The sequence below is a fragment of the Enterobacteriaceae endosymbiont of Donacia marginata genome (assembly GCF_012567685.1).
GTDB lineage: Bacteria > Pseudomonadota > Gammaproteobacteria > Enterobacterales > Enterobacteriaceae.
The window spans coordinates 409,668-422,039 of the sequence record NZ_CP046184.1; the positions used below are offsets into that span (position 1 = coordinate 409,668).

The 12,372-nt window shown below is 18.0% G+C and carries 10 protein-coding genes; 6 read left to right on the forward strand and 4 right to left on the reverse strand.

The window, feature by feature from the left end; translation table 11 throughout:
• Positions 1-18 precede the first annotated feature (18 nt).
• Complete coding sequence (gene nrdB / locus GJU04_RS02015; RefSeq protein ID WP_168893221.1) at positions 19-1,149, forward strand: class Ia ribonucleoside-diphosphate reductase subunit beta; 1,131 nt, start codon at positions 19-21, stop codon at positions 1,147-1,149.
• 66 nt (positions 1,150-1,215) lie between these two features.
• On the opposite strand, the gene GJU04_RS02020 is transcribed toward nrdB, so the two are convergent.
• Positions 1,216-2,607, reverse strand: a complete 1,392-nt coding sequence (locus GJU04_RS02020) for a basic amino acid/polyamine antiporter (protein WP_168893222.1) — start codon at positions 2,605-2,607, stop codon at positions 1,216-1,218.
• Positions 2,608-2,705: 98 nt separating this feature from the next.
• Positions 2,706-3,452, reverse strand: coding sequence for a Nif3-like dinuclear metal center hexameric protein (locus GJU04_RS02025; protein WP_168893285.1), 747 nt, complete (start codon positions 3,450-3,452; stop codon positions 2,706-2,708).
• A gap of 133 nt (positions 3,453-3,585) precedes the next feature.
• Here GJU04_RS02025 and GJU04_RS02030 point away from each other — a divergent pair, with 133 nt between their 5' ends.
• The 5 genes from GJU04_RS02030 to rplS are packed head-to-tail and all read left to right on the forward strand — an operon-like array spanning position 3,586 to position 6,901.
• On the forward strand, positions 3,586-4,959 hold the full coding sequence (locus tag GJU04_RS02030) for a signal recognition particle protein (RefSeq protein ID WP_168893223.1): 1,374 nt from the start codon (positions 3,586-3,588) through the stop codon (positions 4,957-4,959).
• A gap of 8 nt (positions 4,960-4,967) precedes the next feature.
• Positions 4,968-5,207, forward strand: coding sequence for a 30S ribosomal protein S16 (rpsP, locus tag GJU04_RS02035; protein WP_168893224.1), 240 nt, complete (start codon positions 4,968-4,970; stop codon positions 5,205-5,207).
• 16 nt (positions 5,208-5,223) lie between these two features.
• Positions 5,224-5,742: a ribosome maturation factor RimM gene (gene rimM, locus GJU04_RS02040; RefSeq protein ID WP_168893225.1), complete on the forward strand. Its 519-nt coding sequence runs from the start codon at positions 5,224-5,226 to the stop codon at positions 5,740-5,742.
• A 27-nt stretch (positions 5,743-5,769) separates the two neighbouring features.
• Entirely contained in the window at positions 5,770-6,528 is a 759-nt protein-coding gene (gene trmD, locus GJU04_RS02045; protein WP_168893226.1) for a tRNA (guanosine(37)-N1)-methyltransferase TrmD, read from the forward strand.
• A 16-nt stretch (positions 6,529-6,544) separates the two neighbouring features.
• Positions 6,545-6,901, forward strand: a complete 357-nt coding sequence (gene rplS, locus GJU04_RS02050) for a 50S ribosomal protein L19 (RefSeq protein WP_168893227.1) — start codon at positions 6,545-6,547, stop codon at positions 6,899-6,901.
• A 20-nt stretch (positions 6,902-6,921) separates the two neighbouring features.
• Here the strand turns inward: rplS and recD are convergent, their stop codons facing one another.
• A complete protein-coding gene (gene recD / locus GJU04_RS02055; RefSeq protein WP_168893228.1) occupies positions 6,922-8,790 on the reverse strand; it encodes an exodeoxyribonuclease V subunit alpha in 1,869 nt (622 codons plus the stop codon).
• A gap of 30 nt (positions 8,791-8,820) precedes the next feature.
• A complete protein-coding gene (gene recB, locus GJU04_RS02060; RefSeq protein WP_168893229.1) occupies positions 8,821-12,363 on the reverse strand; it encodes an exodeoxyribonuclease V subunit beta in 3,543 nt (1,180 codons plus the stop codon).
• Between the last annotated feature and the right edge of the window lie 9 nt (positions 12,364-12,372).

A 12,372-nucleotide genomic window follows, 5' to 3' on the forward strand; every position in this document is an offset into this window, starting at 1 on the left:
TATTATTCGGATAATTAAATGAGTTATACTACTTTTTCAAAAAAAAAAAATAATCAATTAAAAGAACCTATGTTTTTTGGTCAATCTGTAAATATTGCACGTTATGATCAACAAAAACATTATATATTTGAAAATTTAATTGAAAAACAATTAAGTTTTTTTTGGAGACCTGAAGAAATAGATATATCATATGATCAGATCCACTATCAAAATTTACCAAAAAATGAAAAACATATATTTATTAGTAACCTAAAATATCAAACTTTATTAGATTCAATTCAAGGAAGAAGTCCTAATATAGCATTACTCCCCCTTGTTTCTATTCCAGAATTAGAAACGTGGATAGAAACATGGTCTTTTTTTGAAACAATACATTCTAGATCATATACACATATAATTAGAAATATCGTAAATGATCCATCAATAATTTTTGATGATATTGTTACTAATAATAATATTATTCTTCGTACAAATGATATTATTAAATATTATGATGAATTAATTAAAACAACTAATTATTGGCATTTATTTGGTGAAGGTCATTTTATATTTGATAAAAAAAAAATAAATATTAATTTATATGATTTAAAAAAAAAATTATATTTATGTTTAATGAGTGTTAACATTTTAGAAGCTATAAGATTTTATGTAAGTTTTGCATGTTCATTTGCTTTTGCTGAAAGAGAATTAATGGAAGGTAATGCTAAAATTATTAGGTTAATAGCACGTGATGAATATTTACATTTAATAGGAACTCAATATATTATAAATATAATGCAAAAGGGTGAAGAAGATAAAGATATGGCAAAAATTGCAATTGAATGTCAAAAACAATGTTATCAATTATTTCTTGATGCATCAATACAAGAACAAAAATGGGCAGAATATCTTTTTTGTAATGGATCAATGATTGGATTAAATAAAAATATTTTATGTAAATATATTAAATATATTACTAATATTAGAATGGGAAAAGTTGGGTTAAAAAGTCCATTTTCTATAAAAAAAAATCCTATTCCATGGATTAATTCTTGGTTAATATCAGATAACGTCCAAATGGCACCTCAAGAAGTAGAAGTAAGTTCTTATTTAATTGGACAAATTGATTCTACAGTAGATATTAAAAAATTTAAAAACTTTAAATTGTAATTTTATTATTATTTTATGACTGTTATTTTATAAGTTATATAACAGTCATATTGTACTTTATTATCATTATCTCATTAAAAAATATAAAGAATAAAAAGATACTAATAATAAAATAAAACAAAAAAACTTTTCTATTTTATTTAAAAATAAAATATTTGGATTATTAATTTTAGTTAATACTAAAAATATTAGGCCAGGAATATATAAGACTAACGATAATAATAAATTTAAAAATCCTGCTGCATATAATAACCATATAGAATATATACAAGAACCTAATCCTATAAAAATATTAAATTTATTTTTTTTTATAAAAGATATTTTTAATAAATATGCACCTACTAAAAAATATGGTACTAATATCATTTCAGATGCAATAGTTAATAATTTATTATAATCTATTTTAGATATCCAGATTAATATTAAACATATTTGCATACTAATATTAGTAAACCATAAAGCATATGATGGCGCATTATTATCATTTTGTTTAGATAATATATTAGGAAATATATTATTTTTAGAAGCGATCCATGGAACTTCAGCTGCCATAATAGTCCAGCTTAAATAAGCTCCACATACTGATATAATAAGTCCCATTGCAGTAAATAAATTACCAAATTTACCAATTAAAATTGTCATTATCCCTGCTATTGAAGGATTTTTCATGCTTGCTAGATCTATTCTATTCATAATCCCAAAAGATAATATAGTTACTAACAAATATATAAATAATGCAATAATTACTGCTAATAAAGTAGCTTTCCCTACATCATTTTTATTTTTTGCTCTAGATGATAAAATAACAGCACCTTCTACACCAATAAATACCCATAAAGTAATTAACATTGTATCTTTAATCTGTTTTAAAAGAGAATTATTTAAATAATATCCCATTAAATCTATTTTAAATGTTTTAAAATTAAAAACAACAAAAGATAAAATTATAAAGATACTTAAAGGTATTAATTTACATAATGTAGTTATTATATTAATAATAGATGCAGTTTGTGTTCCATTAAGTAATAAAAAATGAATTAACCATAATAAAATTGATGCTCCTAACATAGATTGCCATGTATTACCATTACTAAAAATGGTATGTTTTGGCGTGTCAATAAAAAAACTAATAGCAGAAAAAACAATAACTAAATAAGAAACATTTGCAATAACAGCACATAACCAATATCCCCATGCTGAATAAAATCCAATTAAGTTGCCAAAACCATCTTTTGCATATGAAAAAATTCCTCCTTGAAGATTAGGTTTTATTTTATTTAATAATAATAATGTTGTAGCCAAAAAAATAATACCAATCCCAGTAATTCCCCATCCTATTAATAAAGCAAAAGGTCCAGCAATAATAGCCATATTTTGGGGTAAACTAAATACTCCAGCTCCTAACATAGAACTAAGAACTAATGATGTAAGTGATATTAAATTTAATTTTTTATTCAAAATAATTCCTTTTTTATAAAATTATTAATTTTAATTAATTATTTTTTAAATTTAAATTAGAAATTAAAAATTTAGTTAAAAATAAAAAATATTATTTTTTATACTGGATTAGGTATATTAATAAAATTAGCATTTAATTTAAATTTTTTTTTTAACCAATTACCTAACATAATAACACCACCTTTTTCAGTTGCATGATGACCAGCACTAATAAAATGAATTTTATTTTCGTTAGCAATATGAAAATTCATTTCAGATACTTCTCCTGTAATAAAAACATCTATATTATAGTTTATAACTTCTTCTAAAAATTTTTGTCCTGCTCCACTGCACCAAGCAATTTTATAAATTTTTTTTGGCGCATTTTCTCCAAAATGTAATGGAGTTCTATTTAATTTATTTTTTATAATAAAAAGAAATTCTTTTATACTAATTTTATTTTTTAAATATCCATAAAAAACAAAAGGATTAATTTTACCTTTAAAATTTATATCTAAAATTTTAGATAAATAAATATTATTTCCTATTTTGTGATTAATATCTAAAGGAAGATGCCAACTATATAAATTAATATTATTTTTTAAAATTGTAAATATTCTTTTTTTTTTAGATCCTTTAATTATTAAAGATTCATTATTCCAAAAATATCCATGATGAACTATAATAGCATCTGCTTTAAATTTTACAGCAATATCTAATAATTTTTGACAAGCACTAACACCCATTATAATATTTTTTATATATTTTTTGCCTTCTATTTGTAATCCATTCGGTATATAATCTTGTATACTAAAATTAGTATTTAATTTATTATTAATAATAATTTCTAATTCTTTATTTTTTATCATTTTATTTTATGAAAATTTATTTTATTTTTAAAATAAATTTATGTTTTTTAGTCTTAGGAAATTAATAATTAATTTTTTAAATTAAAACAATACTTTTTGAAAAAAAATAAAATTTATGTGAGGAATGTAAATGTTTGAAAATTTAAGTAATAAATTATCTAAAATATTATCAAGAATTAGAAATTATGGACGTTTAACAGAAAAAAATATTAAAGATACTTTAGATGAAATATATATTAATCTATTAGAAGCTGATGTTGCATTAGAAGTAACTAAAGATTTTATTAAAAAAATTAAAAAAGAAGCTATTGGTAAAAAAATTAATAATAATTTTACTCCAGGACAAGAATTTATAAAATTAATACATAAGAATTTAATAAAAATAATGGATTCTTCTGATAAAAATATTAATCTTGCAATTCAACCTCCCGCGGTAATATTATTTATCGGACTACAAGGTGTAGGTAAAACAACGAGTGTTATAAAATTAGCATATTTTTTAAAAAAAAAATATAAAAAAAAGGTCTTAGTAGCATCAACAGACATATATAGACCAGCTGCGATACAACAATTAAATATTTTAGCACAAAGTGTAAAAATTAATTTTTTTAAAATAAATTCAGATATGTCTCCAATAGAAATATCTAAAAATGTATTAAATTATGCTAAGACAAACTTTTATGATATTCTAATTATAGATACAGCAGGTAGATTACATATTGATAATAAAATGATGAAAGAAATAAAAAATATTTCTAATTTATTATCTCCTATAGAAATTTTATTCGTTATAGATGCAATGACAGGACAAGATTCAATTAATAGTGCTAAAAAATTTAATGAATTATTACCAATAACAGGAATTTTTTTAACTAAAGCAGATAGTGATACTAGAGGAGGAGCTTTTTTATCTACAAAATATATTATAAAAAAACCTATTAAATTTGTTGGTAATGGGGAAAAAATAAATAATATTGCAATATTTTCCCCTGAAATAATTGCTGCTAAAATTTTAGGCATGTCTTCTGAATTAAATATTATTGAGAATATTAAAAAAAAAATTAATTTAAAAAAAAATCAAGAAATAATTAATAAATTAAAAAGTAAAAAAACATTAAATTTAAAAGATTTTTTAGACCAATTAGAACAAATAAAATCAATAGGTAATAAAAATATTTCGTTTTTATTAAATAAAATGAAGATAAATAATATTCAGTATCCTATAAATCCTATAATTAATATTATGAATATAGATAATTCAACTATAAATAATATTAAAGCAATAATGCAATCTATGACTACTCTAGAAAAAGAAAATGTCGATATACTTAATTACTCTAGAAAAAAAAGAATATCATTAGGATCAGGAGTATCTATTTTAAAAATAAATGTTATACTAAAACAATATAATCAAATGAAATTAATTAATAAAAAAATGAAAAAAAATAATAATATTAATAAAATAATAAAATATGTAAAAAATTTTTTTAATTTTAAAAAATAGGAATAAATATGATTAAAATTAGATTATCTAGAAAAGGAATAAAAAAAAAACCTTTTTATAAAATAATTGTTACTGATAGTAGAAATTCTAGAGATGGCCGTTTTATAGAAAAATTAGGTTATTTTAATCCTTTTAACTCTAAAAAAAATTCTAAAAAAAAAATAATAACATTTAATAAAGATAGAATTAATTTTTGGTTATCTAAAGGTGCTATTCTCTCAAAAAGAGTACATAGTTTAATAAAATAAATTTATAAATTTATTCATGAATCTTTTAAATAAAAAAATAATTTTAGGTAAATTTGGTAAAATTTATGGTATTAAAGGATGGATTAGATTATTTTCTTATACTGAAGACAAAAAAAATATTTTTTTATATAAAAAATTATTTATTATTAATCATATGAAAGATATTTTTTTTATAAAATTTAATAAATATAAAAATAAAAAAAAATATTTTATTGTTCAGATTAATAATCTTTATAAAAATCAAGATACTATTAAATTTATTAATCATAAAATTTATATTTTTAAAAATGAATTAATAAAATATAAAAAAAAAAAAGAATATTATTGGCATGATATAATTGGATGTTATATATTAAATAATAAAATTTATTTAGGTAAAGTTATCAATATAGTGACGACCAAATTATATGATATACTTATTATTCAACCTAATAACTTATATATAAAAAAAAAAATATTAATTCCTTTTATTGAACCTCATATAATTAAAAATATAGATTTAATTAATAATATTATTAAAGTAAATTGGAATTAATAATTTTAAAACAAAAAAATAACAATTATGTGGATTAGTATTATTAGTTTATTTCCAGAGATGTTTAAAACATATATAAAATATGGATTAATTAATAAGAGTATAAAAAAAAAATTACTAAATATTAGTTTTTGGAATCCTAGAGATTTTATAAAAAATAAATTTAGTAAAATAGATTCTAATATTTATGGAGGTGGGGGAGGAATTATATTAAAAGCAGAACCATTAATAAAATCTATTTATAAAGCAAAAATAGAGATGAAAAATAATGTTAAAATAATTTATCTATCTCCCCAAGGTAAAAAAATTAATATTTCTTATATTAAAAAATTATTATCATATAATAAAATGATATTTATTTGTGGAAGATATAAAGGGATAGATGAACGGGTTATTAATAATTTTGTAGATGAAGAAGTATCTATTGGTGATTATATTTTAAGTGGAGGAGAATTACCTGCGATGATATTATTAGATACAATAGTAAGACAAATACCAGGTGTATTAAATAATATGTCATCTAGTCAGACTGATTCTTTTTTTAATAATGGTTTATTAGATGCTCCTAATTATACTTATCCGAAAGTACTTAAAAATTTAAAAAAAAATACTGTACCATCTATATTATTATCAGGAAACCATAAAAAAATAAAAGAATGGAAATTACAACAATCTTTAGGAATAACTTGGTTAAAAAGACCTGATTTATTAAGAAAAAAAAAACTAACAAAAAAAGAAAAAATTTTATTTCAAAATTTTAAAAAATATTATTTTAAAAACAAATAATTTTATGGAGTTAAAAATGAATAATATCATTTCTTATGTAGAAAAAGAACAAATAAAAAATTATAATAAATATCCTATATTTAGATCTGGAGATACATTAGAAATAAAAATTTGGGTTGTTGAAGGTTTAAAAAAAAGACTTCAAACTTTTGAAGGTATTGTTATTTCTTTAGTTAAAAGAAATAGTTTTAATTGTTCTTTTACAATTAGAAAATTATCCAATGGTATTGGAGTAGAACGAGTTTTCCCTTTATATTCTAAAATAATTAATTCTATTATAATAAAAAAAACAGGTCATGTAAGAAAAGCAAAGTTGTATTATTTACGAAAATTAACAGGTAAAGCAGCTAGAATTAAAGAAAGATTACTTTAAAAAATTTAAAATAAAACAAATTATAAATAACTATTTTCTAAATAGTTAATTATTTTTTTTTTAATATTAGAAAATCTTTTAATTTTTGATTTTATTGCTTTATAAAAAATTGATTTATGACTATAAATATTTATTTTTTTTTTAGCTCTTGTAATTGCAGTATAAATTAATTCTCTAGTTAAAATAGGATAAAATTTATTTGGTAATACTAATGATATATTTTCAAATTCTGATCCTTGAGCTTTATGTGTAGTTATTGCATAAGCTATATCATAAGATGGTAAATTTTTAATAGATATTATTTGATATTTACTATTAGATAATAAAAATTTGACTTTTAATTTTTTATCATTTTCATCAAAAAAAGTAATTCCAATATCTCCATTAAATAAATTTAAAAAATTATTATTTTGATTAATAATAATAGGTCTACCTATATACCAATTATTATAAAAAATATTATTTATTAAAAATTTTTTATTAAATAATTCTTTTTCTATAATATTATTAATTATTTTTGTACCAAAGAAACCATGTTTAATTGCACATATAATTTGATAAGAATTAAATTTTCTTAAAATATCTTTGTGATTATTATTTTTTTTTAAAAATATAAAATATTTTTTATACTCATTAATAAATGAGTTAATCATTAATTTATATTTTTTTTCATTCAAAATATTAATATAATTAATATCAGTATATTTTTTTAATAAAAATAATTCTTTAATTTTTTTAATATCTCCATTTTTAATCATTAAAGCTAATTTATTAATACCAGAACTATTTAAATATCTATAATTATGTTGTAGTACAGTAATAAAATTACGGAAAAAAAATTTTGGGATATTATTATTTTCTTGTAATTTATTATTATTTATCATATTTAACCATATAAAATATTCTTTTGTAAAAAAAAAATTTTTAAAATAGCATAAATCTTTAAACATATTACCATATTCTATTGAAGGTAATTGATATTCATCTCCTAATAATATTAATTTGGTTTTTTTAGATAAAGATTTTAAAATAATAGACATTAAATTAACATTAATCATAGATGCTTCATCTATTATTAATAGATCTAAATCTAATTTATTTTGATGATTATATAGAGTTTCTTCAGTATAAATTTTCATTTTTAATAAATTATGTATAGTAGTTGCTTTACTAGGAATATTTTTTTTTTCATTTTTATTTATTAAATTTAAAGATATTTTTTTAAAAAAATTATTTATAGATTGGGTTAGCCTTACAGAAGCTTTGCCAGTAGTGGCCGCAACCCTAATTTTAAAAGGATAATTAAAAATTTTTATAAATGTAAAAATTATTTTAGATACTATACTTGTTTTCCCGGTACCTGGAGAACCACTAATAATACTAATCTTATGTGTTAAAGCAGCACAAATAGCTTGTTTGTGAAAAAAATCATTTTTATTATTATTAATAAATAAAAATTTTAATATATTTTTAATTTTATCTTGGTTTATAAGTATAAATTTATTTTTAAGAAAATTTTTTACTATTGTATTTTCTTCATCCCATAATTTATATAAATAAAGACAATTATTTTCTAAAATAATAGGGGTAATTTTTTTACCATTACTAATAATTTCTTTATTTTGATATAATATGTTTTTCCAATTTGTAATTTGATTTATTTCTTTTATTTTTTTTATAAAAAAGATATTTTTTTGATTTTTAATATCAATATTTAAATATAATTTAGATATTGGTAAACAAATATTACCTTTACTAATACTATTACTAAGTAATGTAATTGAATATTTTAAATATTTTTGTTCTTCTGGTATTAATATAGATGCTAAATAAAAATCAATTAATCTAATAATACCTATTTCACATAATTTTTTAAAAAAATATTGCATATATTTTGTCTTAATATTTTACAAATAAATTTAAATGAATAGCTTATTTAATTCATTAATTAATTTTAAAGATGGTTTTGTTATCCAAATACCATTTTGATTTTTTTTATTATTAATACCTCTAATGTAGAGGTATATTACTCCTCCAAAATGTTTTTTATAATTATAATTACTAATACGATATTTTAAATATTTATGTAAAGCTAAAGAGTAAATTTGATATTGTATATCATAACGATTTAAACATATATCATTTTGAATATATTTTTTTTTATATTTTTTATGATCATTACCTAACCAAGTAGATTTATAATCTATAATATAGTATTTTTTTTCCCATAAAAAAATTAGATCAATTATACCTGATAAAAATCCTTCTATTACTTTAAATTTTAATTTATATAAATTATAAGAAATTATATCATATTTACTTATACAATTATTATATTTTGTGGATGAAAATGTTTTTTTTATAGATAAATAAAATTTAAATTCTGTTTTTTTATTTTTATTATCTATTTTATTTAAAATAATATTTTTATTACTTATTGGTTTTTTTAAAATATTATTAAACCAATTAGTTAACATAATATGCCAGGTAAAATTAATGTTTTTTTTTATTAATTCTTCTTTAATAAATTTTCTAGAGATTATTTGGGTAAAATCTAATTTTTCTAAAATCTTATGTAATATAATACCTATTTTTTTACCATGTGGAAAATTATATTGTGTTTTTTTAAATTGATTTTTATTTGGATTTATAAATATATTTTTTATATTATTTAAATAATTAAAATTAATATTTTGTTGTTTTTTTATTTTAGAAAAATTAGATATTATTTTATTTTTAAAAAAGAAATTATTAATTTTATGTGTAAATAATAATTTTTTTTTTGGTTTTTTTAGAATTTTATCATCTATTTTTATTAAGTTTTTTTTTTTTATTATTTTAATTGAAATATCATTATTTTTTAAATTATTTAAAATTTTTTCCAATTGTATATTGGAGATATTATTTTTTTTTTTAAGTAAAAAATCTAAAGCATTAAAATATTTTAAATATAAATTTAATTTTTTTAAATTAAAAAATTTGATATTAGCAATTCCAATACTACAATGGAAAATTGATCTTGTTAATGAAACGTATAATAGTCTTAAATTTTCAGCAAGTGATTCTTCTAAAAAGAAGATTTTACTTTCTTTATCTTTTTTAAAATCTAAAATTGATTTAAAATTTTTTCTGTCATGATAAATAACTGCATCTTTATTTATAGAATCTATAATATTTGAAGAAATAAATGGTAACCAAACAATAGGAAATTGTAATCCTTTTGATTTATGTATTGTCATAATTTTTATTTTATTAACATCATAATGTAATTTTACTTGTTTATTTAATAAATTTTTATTAGTATTTACAATTTGTTGTGATAACCATTCTATAATTTGCTTGCAATTTATCATATTTATACATGATATTTGAATTAATTCTCCTAAATATAAAATATTTTTTATTTTTTTTTCTATAAAATTATTAATAGTATTTTTTTTATAAAAAAGAACATCTTTTATAAATATTGTTTCTAACATAGTTAAAATACCATATTTTTCCCAAATAGATTTATAATTAATAAATTTATCAATTATTTTTTTTATATAATTTTTTTCTTTATTCTCTATAAAAAAAGATAAATTAACATTAAATAATGTACTTGATAAAATATTAATAATTTTTTGTTCTTTATTTGGTTTTAAAATAGTTTTTAATAATAGAATTAATTCCTTTGTTTCCTCTTTTTCAAAAATATTATCTGTATCAGATAAATAAATAGAAGGTAGTTTAAATTTAATAAATTCTTTTTGTAAAATAGAAGCTTCAAAACGATTTCTTACTAAAACTGTTATATCTGAAATTTTAATTTTTTGATTTTTATAATTTTTTTGAAAAAATACTTTATTTTTTTCTCCCAAAATTATTAATTGACATATTTCATATGCACATGTATATGCTATTTTTTGTTTATATGCATTAATATCAATAGTTTTATTAATAAACCAGAAAGTTATACCAGGTATAATTTTTTTATTAATAATAAAATTATAATTTAATTTTTTAGTTGTATATCTAAGGGGATAAAAAATAATATTTTTAAATAAAAAAGGATAAGATCTATTAGAAAAAATTTTATTTATACTATTTACCATAGTTCTAGAAGAACGCCAGTTATTTTTTAATGTATAACATTTTTTTATTTCAAATGAAGCTTTTAAATAGGTAAAAATATCAGCTCCTCTAAAAGAATAAATAGCTTGTTTAGGATCACCAATTAGTATAATTATACTATTTAATTTATTAATATAAATTTTTTTTAGAATATTATATTGTTGTATATCTGTATCTTGAAATTCATCAACTAATATTACAGGAAATAATTTTTTTATATCTTTTGCAATTTTTATACCAAATGGGCTATTTAATCCTTTATTTAAAATAATTAATAAATCATTAAAACTTATCTCATTTTTAATTTTTTTTTTTTTTGTGGTATATTTATTTATATATTTTATAGCTTTTAAAATTATTAAAAATTTTAAATCATTAAATTTTTGCAAAAAAATATCTATATATTTAAATAATATATATTTTGGTATTTTAGTATTATTAATTGTATTATTAATTAAAAATTTTTGAGAAAATTTAGATAATTCCTGAGGATAAAAATTATCTTTACTTTCTGTAAAAGTCCATAAATCAATAATATTTATCCATTTATTTATTAATTTCTGATTATAAATATGTTTATTTACACTAGAATTAGTAATAATATTAAATATATTATTTTTATATTTTATCCAATATTTTTTTATTATTTTAATATATTTTATATTTTTATAAAATTGTATATAAAAATCTTTATTTTTAATTAAATTTTTAATTTTTGGAAAAGGTTTTTTTAATAAAAAAGGGGTTAATGTATTTAATAAATCAAAAGGATTTTTCCAATAAGAAAAAATTATTCTTGCTATTTTTTTTGGTAAATTATAAAAATATTTTCTCCAAAAATTAACAGAAGCTTCTTGCTGTAAAATTGATTCATCACTAATAATTTTTTTATTAGAAAAAAAATCATAAATTTCATAATTTTTAAAATTTAAAATTTTTTGACAAAAAGAATGTATTGTATAAATAGATGCATTATGCATATTTAATTCAGCTTTTAATAATAAATTATGAGCTATTTTATGATCTTTAATTTTTTTAATAAAATAATTTATAATATCATATTTACTTTTTTTTTCTAAACATCCCTTTCTTAAGATACGAATACTTTTTTTAATTCTTTTACATAAATCTTGTGTTGCAATATCAGTAAAAGTTACTACTAAAATTTGTTCCACAGTTAATGGAAGTCCATTATAATTTTTTTGATGTAAACCTAAAAGCATTCTTAAATATAAAATAATAATAGTAAATGTTTTTCCAGTACCAGCAGATGCTTCAATAAGATATTGTCCTTGTAAATTTTCTTTAAACGGATCAAATTCTTTTAATTTTATTATTTTTTTTATCATTTTATTAAA